This is a genomic window from Rathayibacter sp. AY1C6 (genome assembly GCF_002931535.1).
Taxonomy (GTDB): Bacteria; Actinomycetota; Actinomycetes; order Actinomycetales; family Microbacteriaceae; genus Rathayibacter.
Window position 1 is genome coordinate 22,847 of sequence record NZ_PSWC01000017.1, and the last position, 16,609, is coordinate 39,455.

Consider the following 16,609-nt stretch of genomic DNA (forward strand, 5'->3'; position numbering starts at 1 on the left):
GGACTCCGCGCTCTCCCAGCAGCGCGGGAGCGCGGGTCGGCGCTCAACGCCGCGAGGCGCCGACGAACTCCAGCCAGCCGGCCACGAACGGCTCGATGTCGTCCACCTCGTCCAGCGCGAGAGCGTCCAGATCGACTCCGCGGCACTCCAGCGTGAGGACGTGCCCGCGCACCCAGGCGGCCGCGCGCACGGCCCCGGCTCCCTCCCAGACCTCGAAGGGCTCCGGAGCCCCGTCGACCGGGATCTCCGCGATCCGCGTGGGGGCGGGCAGCGCCTCCGGCTGCACGAACGAGACGGGCGCCTCCTCCCGGCAGCAGAGCAGCGCGACGTCGTGCCGCGGATCGCCGAGGGTCGTGCGGATCTCGACGGAGGGCCCCGGCCCGCCCGGGACCGCCTCGTCGGCGAGGAACGAGAGCCCCCGGGGGCCGCCCGTCAGCGTCCACTCCGCCAGCAGCCGCGGACCGCTCCAGCCCGAGACCGCCCAGAGCGGGAGGTCGCCGAACGACCCGCGGATCCGCGCGACCCGCTCGGCGAGGTGCGCGGAGAACTCCTCCTCGCCGAGACGCTGCGCTCCGTCCATGGCCCGATCGTAGGTCGGGTGCCGCGGCACGGCCAGACCCCTCGCTACTGTGAACGTCGACCCCCGCCTCCCTTCCCCGCCGAGGAGCCCCATGCCCATCTGGACCCTGCACGGAGACGGCCACACCGTCGAGCCCGGCGCCGTCGTCGCCCCCGGCGAGCGGCTCGCCTGGCCGGCGACGATCGCCATCGGCATCCAGCACGTCGTCGCCATGTTCGGAGCGACGTTCCTCGTGCCCGTGCTCACCGGGTTCCCGGTCGCCACGACCCTGCTCTTCTCCGGAGTCGGGACGCTGCTGTTCCTCTTGATCACGCGCAACCGGCTCCCCAGCTACCTCGGCTCGAGCTTCGCGTTCATCGCGCCCGTCACGGCCGCGACCGCCGTCGGAGGGACGGGGTCGGCGCTCGCCGGAGTCGTCGCCGTGGGCCTCCTCCTGGCCGCCGTCGGCGTCCTCGTGCAGGTCGTCGGCCTCGGCTGGATCGACAGGCTGATGCCGCCGGTCGTCGCCGGCGCGATCGTGGCCCTGATCGGGTTCAACCTGGCTCCGACCGCGTACCTCAGCTTCAAGCAGGCACCGATCACCGGGACGATCACGCTCGCCGCGATCATCCTGTCGAGCGTGTTCCTCCGCGGCTTCCTCGGCCGCGTCTCGATCTTCCTCGGCGTGGTCATCGGCTACGTCGTCGCCCTGCTGCGGAACGAGATCGACTACTCCGCGGTCGGTGCGGCCGACTGGTTCGGGCTGCCGCCGTTCACCTTCCCCGACTTCGCCTCCGGATCCACGTGGTCGGGCATCGCGATGTTCCTGCCGGTCGTGCTCGTCCTCATCGCCGAGAACGTCGGACACGTCCGCGGCGTCGCGACGATGACCGACGCCTCCGCCAACGCCAGCACCGGCCGGGCCCTGATCGCGGACGGTGTGGCGACCACCCTCTCCGGCGCCTTCGGCGGCTCCGGCACCACGACCTACGGCGAGAACATCGGAGTGATGGCGGCCACCCGCGTGTACTCGACGGCCGCCTACTGGGTCGCCGGCGTCACTGCGATCCTGCTCAGCCTCTCGCCCAAGGTCGGCGCCGTCTTCAACTCGATCCCGGCCGGAGTGCTGGGCGGCGCGACCACCGCGCTCTACGGCCTGATCGGCGTGATCGGCATCAAGATCTGGATCGACAACCGCGTCGACTTCTCGCGCCCGGTCAACCAGTACACCGCCGCGGTCTCCCTCGTGATCGCGATCGCCGGCTTCTCGTTCTCCTCCGGCGGCTTCGAGCTCGGCGGCATCGTCCTCGGCGCCGGCGCCGCCCTCGTGATCTACCACCTGGGCAACGCCATCGCCCGCTGGCGCCGCACCGGCGCCGACGACGGCGGCCCCCTCCCCGCCATCGGCCAGCTCGGCGGCGACCCGCAGGACCGCTGACCGCGGCCTGCTCCGGCCTGCCGCTCCCGAGACGCCGCCGTGCCGTCCGGACGCCGCCCTCCCGGGGACGTCCCGGCGCGCACGGCGGCGTCTCGGCACCCGACGGAGCCGTCCCGGCGCGCGCACCGCAGCACCGCCTCCGCTTACCACGTTCGGGTCAGTCCGCAACCCGGTGCGCTCCCAGGCGGCTCCCGCCTAACGTCGAGCGTGACGACCGCAGCAGCGGAACGCCGCACACCGAGTGAGACAGCAAGGAGCACCACCGTGCCGCAGATCATCGAGACCGTCGACGTCAACGTCCCCGTGTCCGTCGCCTACAACCAGTGGACCCAGTTCGAGGAGTTCCCGCGCTTCCTCGACGAGGTCGAGTCGATCCAGCAGGTCACCGACACACTCACCGTCTGGAAGGTGAAGGTCGGCCCCGTCGAGCGCGAGTTCGAGGCGAACATCACCGAGCAGCACCCCGACGAGCGCGTCGCGTGGAACAGCACCGGCGGCGAGACCGACCACGCCGGCGTCGTCACCTTCCACAAGCTCTCCGACACCGAGACCCGCGTCACCGTGCAGCTCGACTGGGAGCCCAAGGGCTTCCTCGAGACGCTCGGCTCGCTCGTGGGCGCCGGCAGCCACGCCGTGAAGAAGGACCTGAACAACTTCAAGGAGTACATCGAGAAGCAGGGCACCCCCGACGGTGCCTGGCGCGGCGACGTCGAGGCCTGAGCCGTGACCGACGCAGCCACCTCGTCCGAGGGCGAGAAGAAGGCGAACGGTCTCGGCGACGACGAGACCATCCCGCACTCCGAGGACGGGCTGGCGGTGGGGGTCTCCGGAGACTCGCACTTCAACCCCGAGGAGGACGCTCCCGAGGAGCCCTCCGAGAGCTGACGCTCTCCTCCGGGGAGCCCGACCGCTCTCCTCCGCGAGATGCCACTTGTGCACACGACACGCCGCGAGGCGTGCGCACAGGTGGCATCTCGCGGTTGAAGGCTCAGCGCCAGGCGCGGGTGTACTGCGGGGGCACCGGCAGGTCCGCGCCGAGCTCGTGCGCCATCCGCACCGGAGCGTTCGGGTCGCGCAGCAGCTCGCGGGCGAGCAGCACGACGTCGGCATCGCCGTTCGCGACCACGCCCTCCGCCTGCTCCGCCGTGGTGATGAGTCCCACGGCGCCGACCAGCGCACCGGTCGCCTTCCGCAGGTCGCGCGCGAACGGCACCTGGTAGAGGGGCGCCACCGGGATGCTGGCGTGCACGAGTCCGCCGGTCGACACGTCGAAGAGGTCCACGCCCTCGGCGCGCGCCCACTCCGAGACGGTGATCGTCTCCTCCAGTGTCCAGCCGCCCTCGGCCCAGTCGGTCGCGGAGAAGCGGACGAGCAGAACGAGCTCCCCGATCTCGGCGCGGACCGCGCGGACGACCTCGAGCAGCAGGCGCGCCCGGTTCTCGAGCGAGCCGCCGTAGGAGTCCTCGCGGGTGTTCGAGAGCGGCGACAGGAACTGGTGGAGCAGGTACCCGTGCGCGGCGTGCAGCTCGATCACGTCGAAGCCGGCGTCCGCGGCGCGGCGGGCGGAGGCGCGGAACGCCTCGACGAGGCCGGGCAGCTCCTCCGCGGCCAGCTCGCGCGGCTCCGCGTAGCCCTCGAACGCGACGGCCGAGGGAGCGACGGTCGGCCAGCCGCCGTCCTCCAGCGGCACGGATCCGCGTCCGCTCCACTCGCGGTAGGTCGACGCCTTCCGGCCCGCGTGGGCGAGCTGCACGCCCGCGAGCGCGCCCTGTCCGTGCACGAAATCGACGATCGGAGCCCAGGCGTCGCGCTGCTCGTCGTTCCACAGCCCCGTGTCCCAGGGGCTGATCCGCCCCTCGGGGACGACGGCGGTGGCCTCCGCGATGACGACGCCCGACCCGCCGCGCGCGAGCCCGCCGAGGTGCACGAGGTGCCACGAGGTGGGCACGCCGTCCTGCGCCTCCACCGAGTACTGGCACATCGGTGCCGCCCAGAGGCGGTTGCGCGCGGTCCTCGAGCGGAGCGTCAGCGGCTGGAACAAGGCGGTGTCGGTCATGTCTCTCCTGTCGTGCTTCTCCGCGGAACGCCGCTTCGGTAGGCGATACGCCGGTGAGGGCGCACGCCGGCGGCATCTCGCGGAGGGGGTCACGTGCTCCAACCGGGAGGAGAGCCCGGCTATGCCCGGATCAGCGCGGCCAGGTCGCCCCGGGCGCGTCCTGCCAGACGGTGCTCGGCGGAGCGAGCGACTCCAGCTCCTCGAACAGCGCGTCGGGGATCTCGAGCGCGTCGTCGGCCACGAAGGAGTCGTAGTGCTCGGCGGAGGTGGCGCCGACGACCGTCGTCGTCACGCGGGGGTCGCGCGTCGAGAACTGCAGCGCGGCGGCGGCGAGCGGCACGCCCGCCCGCTCGCAGGCCGCTCCCATCGCCGCGACGGCGTCGACGATCTCGCGCGGCGCCGGCCGGTAGGCGTAGGAGGCGACCGGCTCAGGCCAGCGCGCGAGGGCGCCTCCGCCGTAGACCGCCGCGTTGACCACGATCACGCCGCGGTCGACGGACGCGTCGATCAGCTCCTCGGAGGAGCGGTCGACGAGCGTGAAGCGGTTGTGGGTGATCACGGCGTCGAACAGGCCGGTGTCGACGTAGTGGCGCAGCATCGGCGCGGGTCCGCCCGAGATCCCGATCGAGAGGGCGACGCCCGCCTCCTTCATCGCGACGAGCGCGCGGACCGGGCCGTCCTCGGCGAAGGCCTCGTCGTACGAGATGCGCTCCGGGTCGTGCAGGTAGAGCAGGGGGAGGACGTCCATACCGAGGCGCTCGCGGCTCTCGTCGAGGCTGCGGCGCATCCGCTCGGCCGAGTAGCTGCCGGTGCTCGGGTCGCGGTCGAGCTTGGTGACCACGGTGATCCCCTCGGGGACGCCGCCGCGGGCCTGCAGGGCCTCGCCGATCAGGCGCTCGCTGTGGCCGCCGGCGTACTCGTTGGACGTGTCGACGACGGAGACGGCGCGGGTGGCGGCGTCGGAGTCGAGGACGCGCTCGAGGGCCGGCACCCGGTCGAGGTCGGCGACGCGCTCGGGGCGCCAGGAGGTGCCGAGGGTCAGCCGGGTGACGGTGGCGCCGGACGGGCCGAAGGGCCGGAGGCGGGAGGACTGCGGAGTCATCCGCTCAGCCTGGCAGCGCCGGGGTCCTCCCCGCATCCCGCGGAGGATGAACGGTCAGTGGACGAGAGTGCTCAGCCCGACCACGCCGAAGCCCAGGAGCGTCGTCGAGAGCGTCCCGGCGGAGAGGTGGGCGATCCGGAAGACGGCGATGGAGCGGAGCGCCGCGGCAGCCTCCGAGGTCGACGAGGTGTCGTGCTCGACGGGATCCCTCCGCGGGGCCTTCCGCGGGGCTCGACGACCGGGCGGCGGGCCGGCCCGAGGCCACCCTCACGGCGGGACGCGGGCCGGTGGTGCGGCCTAGGCTCGGCGCGTGACCGTCGATACCGCCGCCGCCGCCGACTCCTCCGCCCGCTCCGCCGTGCTCGACGCTCTCGCCACTCCGGCGCTGGTGCTCGACGAGGCGGTGCTCGACCGCGACATCGCCGCCGTCGCCGCGGCTTCCCGCGAGCGGGGCCTGGCGCTCCGCCCCCACGCGAAGACGCACAAGTCGCTCGAGATCGCCCGGCGCCAGCTCGCCGCAGGGGCCGTCGGGCTCACCGTCGCGACCGTCTCGGAGGCCGAGGTCTTCGCCGCGGGAGGGATCCGCGACCTCTTCATCGCCTACCCGCTCTGGCTCGACGCCGAGCGCGCCGGGCGGCTCCGCCACGTCCTCGTGAGCGCCCGCGTGCGGGTCGGCGTCGACTCGGCGGAGTCGGCCGAGCGCCTGGCCGCGGCCCTGCCCGAGCGCGAGAGGCTCGAGGTCGTCGTCGAGATCGATTCCGGCCACCACCGCAGCGGCGTGCTCCCCGCCGAGGCCGGCGCGATCGCCGCGGCCGCCGTCTCGGCCGGGCTCGACGTCGCCGGCGTCTTCACCTTCCCCGGCCACAGCTACGCGGCCGGCAACGGAGCGGCGGCCGCCCGCGACGAGGCGCGCGCGCTCGCCGAGTCGGTCGCGTCGCTCGCGGCGTCCGGAGTCGAGGCCCGCGTGGTCAGCGGAGGCTCGACCCCCTCGGCCGCGTTCGCCGACTCCTCGGTGCTCACGGAGCTGCGCCCCGGGGTCTCGGCCCTCGGCGACGCCCAGCAGTGGGAGATCGGCACGATGACGCCCGAGGACATCGCCGTCACCGTCCTCGCCACGATCGTGTCCCGCCGCGGCGACCACCTGATCGCCGACGCGGGCAGCAAGGTGCTCTCCTCCGATCGTGGCGCGGCCTCGAGCGGCTTCGGCCGCCTCCCGGAGCACCCGGAGGCGCGCATCCCGGTGCTCTCGGAGCACCATGCGACGATCACCGGAGTCGACCTCCCGGTGGGGACGCGCGTGCGGATCGCGCCGAACCACGTCTGCGTCGCGGTGAACCTGGCCGACGAGTACCGCGTCCTCCTCCGCGACGGCGGCGGCGGCGCCGTCTGGCCCGTCGACGCCCGCGGGCGGAACAGCTAGGCGATCCGCGAGCGCGGGATCCGCAGGCCGAGTAGCCCGCTCGCCGCCAGCAGCACGAAGGCGGAGGCGAAGGCCGCGGTCGGCGACGCGGCATCGGCGAGGGCGCCCGCGAGCAGCGGCCCGATCACGCCGCCCAGGTCGGACGCGGCCTGGAACACCGAGACCGGCTTGCCGCCGCGCTCGCCCGCGGCGTCACCGACCAGCGCACCCGGGGCCGTGCCCATGAAGGCGGCCGCCGCTCCGTAGACGCAGAGCAGCACGACGAGCAGCCACGGCTCCGAGACGAACGGCATCGCCAGCATCGCCACCGCCGCGACGGAGAAGCCGCCGATCAGCGCCGGGCGCCGGCCGACCGTGTCGACGAAGCGGCCGGCGGGCGCGAGCGCGATCGTCTGCACCACCGCGGCGATCGCGAAGGCGATGCCGGTCCAGGCGGGCTGCCCGCCGAGCCCCTCGACGACGAGCACGGGGACGAGCGTCGCGCGGACTCCCATCGCCGACCAGCCGAGGGCGAAGTTCGCCAGCACCGCGCTCTGGTACCGGCGGTCGCGGGCGACCTCGCGCAGGGGCTTCGTCCTCGCCGCGGCGGACGGTGCCGCGTCGCGCTCCGGCCGCTGCAGCAGGATCAGCCCGACGAGCCCCGCGATCGCGAGCGTGCCGGCGTAGAAGAAGAAGGGGGCGGTGAGCGAGATCGCCGTGAGCACGCCGCCCACCGCGGGGCCCGCCATGCCGCCGAGCAGGAAACCGCCCTGGTAGAAGCCGATCGAGCGGCCGCGCCGTTCCGGGCTCGCGGTGCGCAGGAGGAGCGTCATCGCCGCGACGGAGAACATCGCGGAGCCGATGCCGCCGACTCCGCGCAGCAGGAGGAGGTGCGGGTAGTCGGAGGCGAAGCCGACCAGCGCCGAGGAGAGCGCGACGATGCCGATGCCGACGGCGAGCACGACCCGCTCGCCGAACCGGTCGACGAGCGGCCCCACGAACGGATTCGCGACCAGCCGCATCAGCGCGAACGCCGAGACGACCGCGCCGACCGCCGTGTAGTCGACGCCGAAGCTGCGCACGTAGGTCGGCAGCACCGGCACGACGACGCCGAACCCCAGCATCACGAAGAAGGCGACGACCCCCAGCACGAGCACGTCCCGCGGCAGTCGCTCGCTGTCTCGGGAACGCCACGGGAATCGCACCTGTCGACGCTACCCCTTCTCGAGGGCCCGGCCCGCGCCTCGATGTGTCGAGTTCGCGCCGACCGTCCGACACCCTCTCCGCGATGGATACGGTCCCAGGACCCGGCGGATCTGCCGGCGAATGAGGAGACGTCATGAAGAGTTCTCTGTGGTTCGGGTCCGGTCTCGCCGTCGTCGCGCTGGCGCTGACGTCGGTTCTCGGGGCGCAGGTGGCCTCGGCCGCTCCGATTCAGCCGAACAAGAACTGCGAGTACGAGTTTCAAGGGGGGTGCGTGAAGTGGTACACCGGCGTCTCGACCTGCGATCACATCGTCGAGACCAGTGCCCCGGAACATCGCAAGAAGGCCTGCGCGGTCTGGGTCACGACGGGGACGATGTACATCGAGCGATGAACGATGGTGGACCGCACGACCGCCTCATCGGCGGTACTCGTATCCGTGCTGCTCCTCGTGGGCTGCACCGAGCCGGGAGGCGATCAGCAGGCCGCTCCCTGCGTCCCGCTCGAGCGCACGTGGAACGACTACGCGCCGGAACTCGATCCCGTTTTGCGTCCACCGTTTCGCGAAGCCCTCGAGGGCTTCGACGAGAGCTCCTCGAACTCGATCGCGTCCGACGCTGCTCGTCTCGCCACGAGCAATCTGCTCTCCGCGATCTCCGGGGATCGACGAGCGAGCGAGTACTTCTGGAACGCCATGGACCTGATCGGCCGTGAGTGCGCCGAGGCGGGAGCCCCGCTGTCGTTCGACCACCACGGTGAGCAGCTGACGACGGGGAGCAGCGCCGACCACGGGCGCCCGCCCTGGGTCGTCGATCCGCCGCCTCAGTCGGAGAGCGGCACGATCGAGCCGACGATCCCGGAGTAGCTCACGTAGTAGAGGACGCCGTCGCGGTGGAGGACGCCGCGGCCGGGGTAGCTCTCGTCCGGTCCGTCGGGCCCGTCGAGGAAGCCCGGAGCCGCGGTGTCGTCGGCGGTGAACCCGTCCGCGAGGAGCGCGGCGCTTCGATCCGGCCACTCCGCGTCCGGGACCGCCAGCTGCCCGACCACGACCGACACGTCGCCCTGGCCGCTCCACCGGCAGAGCACCCCGTCCTCGGCGATCTCCTGCACGACGGGGTAGTCGACGTCGTAGACCGTCGCCTCGGGTGAGAGGGCGAGACCGTCCTCGGCGAGCGACCCCTCCTCGTCGGCGGTGAGCAGGTCCTCGCAGGGGAGCAGGGCGGTGGCCGGGGTCGCGGTGGGCAGCGGAGTCGTGCTGCCAGCGCTCGCGGTCGGCACGGCACTGCTCGGCGTCGGAGCGCTCGAGACCAGCGGTGGAGCGGTCGTCGGGGCCGTCTCCTCGTCGGCGCTTCCCGTGCAGCCGCTCAGCGCGAGCAGCCCCGCCGCGCAGGCGAGCAGCGCACCGGCGCCCCTCGCGGTCGTCGTCCGGATCATCGCGAGCCCCCTCGTCCGCGGCGGCCGCGTCGCCGCCCCCTCGATCCTCTCCTCCGCTCTCGCCGGCTGTCCACCGCCCCCGGCCGGCGCCGAGGCGACTACCGCTTCGGCCCCGCGCCGATCGCCCAGACCCGCGGCGGCACGGTGCCGTTGACCGCGTGGTCGCCGACGATCCGCGCCTTGAACACCCACGGATTGTGGCTCGCGGCCGTGCGCGCATTGCGCCAGTGCCGGTCGAGGTTCTTGCGGGTGCTCACCCCGGAGGCGCCCAGCGCGTCGAAGAGGTCGGAGGTCGCCCGGGTGGCCAGCTGCGTCAGGACGATCTGGGCCTGCGCCGTCTCGAGCTCGGCGAGGTCGTTCTGCCGCTCGTCCTCGAGCGGGTCGCCGTCGAGGGCCGCGTCGTGCGCCCGCTGCAGCGCGACCGCCGCGCGCTCCACGATCGCCGCTCCCGCATAGGCGGCGGCCGAGACCTGTCCCACCACCTGCAGGATCTGCGGATCCGCCGCGAACGACTCGGCGTTCCCGTGCGAGAAGATCCGGGTCCGCGCCCGCACCTCGGCTGCGATCTCGCGCTCGGCCCCCGCGATCGAGCCCGCCAGCACGGCCAGCAGCACCGCCTGGTAGAACGCGGTCTGGTAGCGGAACCGGGTCTCGAAGTCGATCACGTCCTCGGCCGCGACCACCGCCTCCGTGAAGGTGCTCGTCCCCGAGCCTGTGGTGCGCTGGCCGAAGCCGTCCCAGTCGTCGGCGTGCTCGACGCCCGCCTGGCGAGCGTCGACGATCGCGATCACCTTCTGCCCGGTGTCGGTGCGCTGGGCGAAGGTGTCGATCCAGTCGGCGAAGACGCTGCCGGTGGAGTAGTACTTCGTGCCGGTCACCGTGAACCGCGTCGGGTCGCCCTCGACCGGAGCGACCTTCGTCTGCACGTCGCCGATCGCGACCGTGCCGACCTCGGTCCAGGCGTTGCCGCCGAGCTCGCCGTCGGCGAAGCGCCGGAGCCAACGCTCGCGGGTCCCGTCGGTCGCGAGCAACCGGTCCTCGACCAGGGCGAAGTGGCCGCGGAGCGCCTGGGGCAGGTTGGAGTCGGCGGCGGCCAGCTCCGTCAGCAGGCGGAACAGCTGGGGGAGGCTCGCGCCGGCCCCGCCGGACTCCAGCGGCACGCGCACCGCGCCGAACCCGGCGTCCGCCAGCGCTCGGATCTGCGCGACCGGCAGCTCGCGTGCGCTCTCCCGCGCCGCCGCTCCCGCCGCGATCTCGGCGAACAGCGGCCGGAACCGCCCCGCCAGCTCCTCGTAGTCCACCTCGGGCACGGCCCGCACGTCGGTCACGGTCATCGTCGGCTCCTGTTCCGCTGCGCCCACCCCGGGCGGCTCGTGCTCGACGGTAGGGGAGGAGCCCGGTCCGCGGTCCGCCCGTGACGCCCGGTGTCCCTCCGTGACGCCCGGTGTCCCTCCGTGACCTCCGGTGTCCCTCCGTGACGCCCGAATCGGGGAATGCCTCGCCCCCGGGGCTGTTGGCCCAGGGGATGTCCTCCACCACTCCCGTCCCCCCGTCCGACCCCCGCAGCGCCCTCGTCGTCGGCGCGACCGGCATCGGCGGCTCCGCCCTCGTCGACCTGCTCACCGAGCAGGGCTGGCCGGTGACCGCCCTCTCGCGCCGCCCGATCGACGCGCGCCCCGGCGTCACTCCGCTCGCCGCCGACCTGCGCTCCGCCGAGGACCTGGCCCGCGTGCTCGCCGACCAGCGCCCCACGCACGTCTTCTTCACCGCCTGGTCGCGCCAGGCGACGGAGGAGGAGAACATCGCGGTCAACGGCGGCATGGTCCGCGACCTCCTCGCCGCGCTCGCGCACGCTCCCGTCGAGCACGTCGCGCTGGTGACCGGCCTCAAGCACTACTTGGGCCCGTTCGAGGCGTACGGGCAGGGCGCGATGCCCGACACCCCGTTCCACGAGGAGGAGGAGCGCCTCGACGCCCCGAACTTCTACTACGCGCAGGAGGACGAGCTCTTCGCCGCGGCCGGGCGCGCCGGGTTCACCTGGTCGGTGCACCGCTCGCACACGGTCATCGGGCACGCGGTCGGCAACGCGATGAACATGGGGCTGACCCTCGCGGTCGCGGCGTCGATCCACCGTGCCGAGGGCACCCCGTTCGTGTTCCCCGGCTCGCTCACGCAGTGGAACGGACTCACCGACATGACCGACGCGACGATCCTCGCCGAGCAGATGCTCTGGGCGTCGACGTCGGAGGCGGGCCGCGACCAGGCCTTCAACGTGGTCAACGGCGACGTCTTCCGCTGGCGCTGGATGTGGACACGGATCGCGGAGCACTTCGGCGTCGAGCCGGTCGGCCCGGGGGAGGAGCCGCAGCCGCTCGAGCAGCAGATGGCCGATGCCGAGCCCGTCTGGCGGCGCCTCGTCGACGAGCACGGGCTGATCGAGCCCGACCTCTCCCGCGTCGCCTCCTGGTGGCACACCGACGCCGACCTCGGCCGGAGCCTCGAGGTCGTCACCGACATCGGCAAGTCCCGCCTCGCCGGCTTCACGGCGTTCCACCGGACGGTCGACTCGTTCACGGCGCTCTTCGACCGCTACCGCGCGGAGCGCCTGATCCCCTAGCCCGTCGGCCCTCATCCGTCGCCGCTCCGTCGTCCGCCGGACACCCCGTCGACACCCCTCGTCTCCCCGCCGTGCCTAGCGTCACGGCATGGCGGCGAGCGGATGATCGAGCGGGTGGACCCGTTCCTGGGCACGGAGGCGACCGCGCTCGCGGAGTCGACGGGGCTCGCAGCGACGTGGTGGTCGCCGAAGCCGCAGATCGGGAACACGCACCCCGGAGCCACCCACCCCCTCGGCATGGTGTCCGCGTGCTCCTACTCCGGCGCCTATCCGACGGGCTACGGCCGCTACGACCTCGCGCTCGAGGGGGTCCCGCCGACGCTCCACGACGGCCTCGAGGCGAGCGGATTCACCCACTTCCAGCAGTCGGGCACCGGCGCGATCCGCAAGTACTACAACTACCTGCGGGTCACGCCGATGCTCGAGCCGCTCGACGAGCTCGGGCGCAGCTGGGCCCTCGAGGACGAGGTGGCGGAGCCCGGCTACTACGCGGCGACCCTCTCCTCCGGCGTGCGGGCCGAGCTCACCGTCGGGCCCGCCTCCGTGGTGCACCGCTACACCTTCCCCGAGCACCGCAGCGCCCGCGTGGTGGTCGACCTCTCCCTCGGGGGTCTGGCGATCCCGAGCGGAGCGACGGTGCCGTTGCGCGCGCAGCTGCATTCGATCTCGCCCGGCGTCGCGGCCGGCGAGGTCGTGATGGAGGGGGCGCCGCTCGCGGTGCACCTGGAGTGCGACGCCCTGCAGTGGCGGCAGATGCTCTGGTACGACCGCCGGCTGATGCCCGGCGGGACCCGGCTCGACTTCGACCACATCCGTCCCACCACGCTGCGCCCCTTCGGGCTGATGTGGGCGGGACCCAGCACGGCCGGGCAGACCGTCGAGCTCCGGATGGGCTTCTCGCTGCGGGGCACCGACCGCGCCCGCGAGAACCTGCATCGCGACGTCCCTCCTGCGGGCACCGGGTTCGACCAGCGCCGTGATCGCACCCGCAAGACGTGGCGGAAGCGCCTGCGCACGATCGCCGTCGACACCCCGTCCGCCGAGCGCGAGACGGTCTTCTCGACCGCGCTCTACCACTCGCTGATCAAGCCGTGCCTCGCTCCCTCCGAGAGCCCGTTCTGGCCGACGGACGGACCCTTCGTCTTCGACATCAGCACGATGTGGGACATCTACCGCACTCAGCTCCCGCTGCTCACGATGCTGCTGCCCGAGCGGGCGGTCGAGATCGCGGCTGCGCTCCTCACCATCTGCGAGGAGGAGGGCAACTTCCCGATCGGCTACCGGATGGCCAAGGGCAGCGACCGGTTCTCGCGCCAGGGCAGTGCCCTCGCGCACACCTTCCTCGCCGACCTCTGCCGACTGGGGCTGCCCGGCATCGACTGGGACGCCGCTCTCGTCCACATGAGCGAGGACCTCAAGCGGATGTACGGCGAGGAGTTCCTCGCCGCGGGGGAGGCTCACCCGATCAGCCACACGCTCGACCTGGCGCACGGCTACTGGTGCACGGCCGTCGTGGCCCGCCACGTCGGCGATCTCGAGCTCGCCGAGCAGCTCGAGGAGCGCGCCGCGCAGTGGGTGAACGCGTTCGACCTCCGCTCCGGCCTGCTCAAGGACTCGACGTACTACGAGGGCACCCGCCACAACTACTCCTTCCGCCTGCTGCACGACATGGCCGGGCGCATCGCCCTCAGCGGAGGGGACGAGGGCTTCGTCGCCCAGCTGGACGAGTTCTTCGGCTACGGAGCCGAGCCGGTCGTCCAGCCCGGGCTGCGCCCCGAGCGGAGCGAGATGCTCGCGGGAGCCGAGCTCGGACGCTTCGAGGGGCTCAACAACGAGCCAGACATGGACTCGCCGTGGGCCTACCACTACGCGGGACGGCCCGACCGGGCCGCCGAGATCGTGCACGGCGTGCTGCACCAGCGGTTCGGAGCGGGCCGGGGCGGCCTGCCGGGGAACGACGACTCCGGCGGCCTCAGCTCCTGGTACGTATGGGCGAGCCTCGGGCTGTTCCCCGTCGCCGGGCAGGGCCTGGTGCTGGTCAACTCGCCGAGCTTCGCGCGCGCGTCGGTGGCGATCGGAGGGGCCGACCTCGAGATCCGGACCACCGGCTTCGTCGAGCCCGAGCCGGGTGGGCCGGTCCAGTACGTGCAGTCGGCCGAGTTCGACGGCGCGCCCCTCCTGACGAGCGTCCTGACCGCGGCCGCCCTCCATCGCGGCGGCGAGCTGCTCCTGCACCTCGGTCCGGAGCCCTCCGACTGGGGGACCCTGCCCGAGCACCGGCCGCCCTCGTGGCCGGCGCGCCGGCACTGACCCCCGCTCGCTGTCACCCCCGCTACCACCGACCCCGCGCGTCCGGCCTCCGCCGCCGCACCCGACCGACGACCCCTGAAGGAGACCCATGGACCAGAGCACGCACGCGAACACCGTGCAGAACAGGCTCGTCATCGTCGTCCGCGCCGATCCGGTGATCTGCGGGCACTCCGTCGAAGCGCGCAATCTCGCCGAGACCGCCCGGGAGCGCGGATTCGACGAGGTCCGGATCGTCACCTGGCCGATCGACCGGCTCGAGGCCGCGGGCCTCCCGCTCAAGCCGCTCGACGCTGTGCTGCCCTACAGCGACGGCATCGTCGTGGAGCGGCCGGGACCCGTGGGCGACTACAAGGTCCCGGACGGCCGCTGGCTGGCCGGGATGACCGGACGCCTGATCGAGCTGTTCACCGACGGCGTCCCGACCGTCTGCCTCTCGCTCTACCTGAGCCCGCACACGCTCGTCGTGGCCGACGCCCTCCGCGCCGCCTGGAGCACCGGACTGCCCGTCGAGGTGACCACGATCGCCGAGGCCGTCGGCTCCGACGTCACCAACGTGGTCCGCCGGGCGGTGGAGGAGGGCCGGCTGGGCGCTGCCGCGCACATCCTCTCCTCCTACCTCTCGCAGGACCACTGCGTCGCGGTGTCGGAGTACACGCGCGACCTGATCATCGAGGAGGCGGAGCGCGTCGACGCCGCGCACGGGACGCGCTTCGCTCCGCAGTGCCGGGAGCGCATCGCCGTGTCCTACCCGGCGATCGACGCGGACGCGTACCTCGACCTCGACCCCGGCGTCGTCGAGGAGGTCGTGCGGGCCCGCGGACTCCGGACCGACGGCTACGTCCTCTTCCTCTCGCGCCTGACCGAGGCGAAGGGCGTGGAGGACCTCATCACCGGTTACGAGCGCAGTGCCGTCCACGAGCGCCACGAGCTCGTCATCGCGGGTCGCGGTCCGCAGGAGGCGGAGCTGCGCCGGATCGCGGCGGCGTCGCCGCTGGCGCACCGCATCCGCTTCCTCGACGACGTCGGCGACGCGGAGAAGCCCTTCCTGATGGCGGGCTGCGCGGCGTTCGTGCTCCCGAGCAAGCCGCGGCCCGAGTTCGTCGAGACCTTCGGCATCGCGCTGGCCGAGAAGATGCTCGCCGGGGGCGGGCCGATCATCACCACGCTGACCGGCGGCATCGGCGAGGCGATCGGCGAGCACGCCTTCGTGACCCCGGTCGACAGCCCGGACACGATCGCCGCGCTCCTCGACCACGCCGTCCTCGAGCTCAGCGCCGACGATCGCGCACGCCGAGCGGCGGCCGCCCGGGAGTACGCCCTGCAGTTCGATCGGCGGGTCGTGTTCGACCGCCTCTTCGCCCGCCTGGCGCGGCCCGCCGTGGCGACGGCGGCGCTCTAACGGCGGGAGTCCGGAGAGGCCGTCGCTGCGGCGCCCCTCGCGATGAGCACGTCCGGCGAGAGCTGGTGGCGCACGAAGCGGAGCGTGAAGCTGCGGCGGTCTCCTCCGGAGACTCGCTCGGCGAGGACGCGGATGCCGAGGACGGCGACGACGCGCCACTGCTCGGTCTCGTGGGCGACGACGGCGCAGAAGAGGTCGCCCGGGCGCACCTCGTCGACGGTGGTGGTGAGGCTGTTCGTTCCGTAAGTCATCTGGCCGCTCCTGGTTCCGGCGGACCTCGCGGACGGCGCTTCGGGTGCGCCGCGCAGCCGTCCGCCGGTCGCTCGAGAGGGGGGCCCGAGCGGCCGGCGGCCGGTCATGCGTGCGACAGCAGGGACGAGCCCGCCGGAACGACCCCGTGCCGCAGGAGCAGTGTAGGACTGCGACCCTGACTGTGGCGCGGAATGTCAACCACTTGCGAGCGCGCTCCCGGGGTTCTCAGGCCCGGAGACGACGGAACCCGCCTCCCGGGCGGGAAGGCGGGTCGTGTCGGTGTGCGGCGGCGGAGCCTGATCGGGAGCGGCTCCGGCGCGGAGGGTCAGGCGGCGGGCTCGGCGCGGCGCAGCGGGACGGCGGCGTTGCTCGTCGGCTCGGGCACGATGCGGAGGCCGGCGCCGCTGTTGGCGCGCTCCATGAGGGCCTCGACCCACTCCGGGTTGATCGTGGGCTGGCGGCTGCCCTTGAACTCGAACTGGATCGGGATGGTCGGGTGCATCCACACGCCGCGGCGGCCGGTGCCGGCCTGGGGACTCGCGTCGAGGGTGAGCAGGAAGCGCTCGTCGCGGCGGAACTTGTTGATGATGACGATCTGGAGGTGGGCGAGGGCGCGGTCCTCGACCTCGATGGCGGCGGGGGGAGTGCCGTACAGGATGTTGCCCATGGTGTGCTCCGATCTGACGTGCGAATAGCTGACGTCCGTCACTCTATATCGCTAGAAAGACTTCCTACTAGTTGAGCTAGCTACTTACGTCGCGGAGTGCGTTTTCTGTCCATCGCCGCCGGACGACTCGATTCTCCGACGGATCCGGGGCGCGGCAGAAGACCCCCGGAGTG

Annotated in this window: 17 protein-coding genes; 9 read left to right on the plus strand and 8 right to left on the minus strand. The window is 73.0% G+C overall.

From position 1 onward, the window contains the following. Positions 1 to 43: 43 nt before the first annotated feature. Positions 44 to 580 (minus strand): hypothetical protein, encoded by a 537-nt coding sequence (locus C5D36_RS11200; RefSeq protein WP_104295854.1) that lies wholly within the window; start codon positions 578 to 580, stop codon positions 44 to 46. Positions 581 to 671: 91 nt separating this feature from the next. Here C5D36_RS11200 and C5D36_RS11205 point away from each other — a divergent pair, with 91 nt between their 5' ends. The 3 genes from C5D36_RS11205 (at position 672) to C5D36_RS16890 (ending at position 2,882) form a co-directional block, all read left to right on the plus strand. Beyond that, entirely contained in the window at positions 672 to 1,997 is a 1,326-nt protein-coding gene (locus tag C5D36_RS11205) for a uracil-xanthine permease family protein (protein ID WP_104295855.1), read from the plus strand. A gap of 264 nt (positions 1,998 to 2,261) precedes the next feature. Beyond that, positions 2,262 to 2,717 (plus strand): SRPBCC family protein, encoded by a 456-nt coding sequence (locus C5D36_RS11210; RefSeq protein WP_104224157.1) that lies wholly within the window; start codon positions 2,262 to 2,264, stop codon positions 2,715 to 2,717. A gap of 3 nt (positions 2,718 to 2,720) precedes the next feature. Further along, entirely contained in the window at positions 2,721 to 2,882 is a 162-nt protein-coding gene (locus C5D36_RS16890) for a hypothetical protein (RefSeq protein WP_167299017.1), read from the plus strand. Positions 2,883 to 2,985: 103 nt separating this feature from the next. Here the strand turns inward: C5D36_RS16890 and C5D36_RS11215 are convergent, their stop codons facing one another. After that, positions 2,986 to 4,053 (minus strand): NADH:flavin oxidoreductase/NADH oxidase, encoded by a 1,068-nt coding sequence (locus C5D36_RS11215; RefSeq protein WP_104254884.1) that lies wholly within the window; start codon positions 4,051 to 4,053, stop codon positions 2,986 to 2,988. Positions 4,054 to 4,183: 130 nt separating this feature from the next. Then, the gene (locus C5D36_RS11220; protein ID WP_181072875.1) at positions 4,184 to 5,155 is read right to left on the minus strand and encodes an aldo/keto reductase; all 972 of its coding nucleotides are present in this window, start codon (positions 5,153 to 5,155) and stop codon (positions 4,184 to 4,186) included. A gap of 310 nt (positions 5,156 to 5,465) precedes the next feature. Between C5D36_RS11220 and C5D36_RS11225 the strand changes: the two genes are divergently transcribed. After that, on the plus strand, positions 5,466 to 6,575 hold the full coding sequence (locus C5D36_RS11225; protein WP_258062923.1) for an alanine racemase: 1,110 nt from the start codon (positions 5,466 to 5,468) through the stop codon (positions 6,573 to 6,575). Here C5D36_RS11225 and C5D36_RS11230 read toward each other — a convergent pair. Further along, entirely contained in the window at positions 6,572 to 7,759 is a 1,188-nt protein-coding gene (locus C5D36_RS11230) for an MFS transporter (RefSeq protein WP_258062924.1), read from the minus strand. The genes C5D36_RS11225 and C5D36_RS11230 overlap by 4 nt on opposite strands. A 134-nt stretch (positions 7,760 to 7,893) precedes the next feature. Here C5D36_RS11230 and C5D36_RS11235 point away from each other — a divergent pair, with 134 nt between their 5' ends. After that, positions 7,894 to 8,151, plus strand: a complete 258-nt coding sequence (locus C5D36_RS11235; protein WP_104295857.1) for a hypothetical protein — start codon at positions 7,894 to 7,896, stop codon at positions 8,149 to 8,151. Positions 8,152 to 8,154: 3 nt separating this feature from the next. After that, a complete protein-coding gene (locus tag C5D36_RS11240) occupies positions 8,155 to 8,622 on the plus strand; it encodes a hypothetical protein (RefSeq protein ID WP_104295858.1) in 468 nt (155 codons plus the stop codon). Here C5D36_RS11240 and C5D36_RS11245 read toward each other — a convergent pair. Beyond that, positions 8,580 to 9,191, minus strand: coding sequence for a hypothetical protein (locus tag C5D36_RS11245; protein ID WP_104295859.1), 612 nt, complete (start codon positions 9,189 to 9,191; stop codon positions 8,580 to 8,582). The two genes, C5D36_RS11240 and C5D36_RS11245, sit on opposite strands and share 43 nt — an antisense overlap. 98 nt (positions 9,192 to 9,289) lie before the next feature. Beyond that, positions 9,290 to 10,525, minus strand: coding sequence for an acyl-CoA dehydrogenase family protein (locus C5D36_RS11250; RefSeq protein ID WP_104266703.1), 1,236 nt, complete (start codon positions 10,523 to 10,525; stop codon positions 9,290 to 9,292). Between the two features lie 191 nt (positions 10,526 to 10,716). Here C5D36_RS11250 and C5D36_RS11255 point away from each other — a divergent pair, with 191 nt between their 5' ends. The 3 genes from C5D36_RS11255 (at position 10,717) to C5D36_RS11265 (ending at position 15,517) form a co-directional block, all read left to right on the plus strand. Beyond that, positions 10,717 to 11,808 (plus strand): SDR family oxidoreductase, encoded by a 1,092-nt coding sequence (locus C5D36_RS11255; protein ID WP_104295860.1) that lies wholly within the window; start codon positions 10,717 to 10,719, stop codon positions 11,806 to 11,808. 114 nt (positions 11,809 to 11,922) lie between these two features. Then, entirely contained in the window at positions 11,923 to 14,118 is a 2,196-nt protein-coding gene (locus tag C5D36_RS11260) for a glycoside hydrolase domain-containing protein (protein WP_258062925.1), read from the plus strand. Between the two features lie 88 nt (positions 14,119 to 14,206). After that, entirely contained in the window at positions 14,207 to 15,517 is a 1,311-nt protein-coding gene (locus tag C5D36_RS11265) for a glycosyltransferase (protein WP_104249746.1), read from the plus strand. Here C5D36_RS11265 and C5D36_RS11270 read toward each other — a convergent pair. Further along, the gene (locus C5D36_RS11270) at positions 15,514 to 15,768 is read right to left on the minus strand and encodes a hypothetical protein (RefSeq protein WP_104295862.1); all 255 of its coding nucleotides are present in this window, start codon (positions 15,766 to 15,768) and stop codon (positions 15,514 to 15,516) included. The genes C5D36_RS11265 and C5D36_RS11270 overlap by 4 nt on opposite strands. Positions 15,769 to 16,094: 326 nt before the next feature. Beyond that, positions 16,095 to 16,436, minus strand: coding sequence for an ATP-dependent DNA ligase (locus C5D36_RS11275; RefSeq protein ID WP_104224199.1), 342 nt, complete (start codon positions 16,434 to 16,436; stop codon positions 16,095 to 16,097). Positions 16,437 to 16,609: the final 173 nt, after the last annotated feature.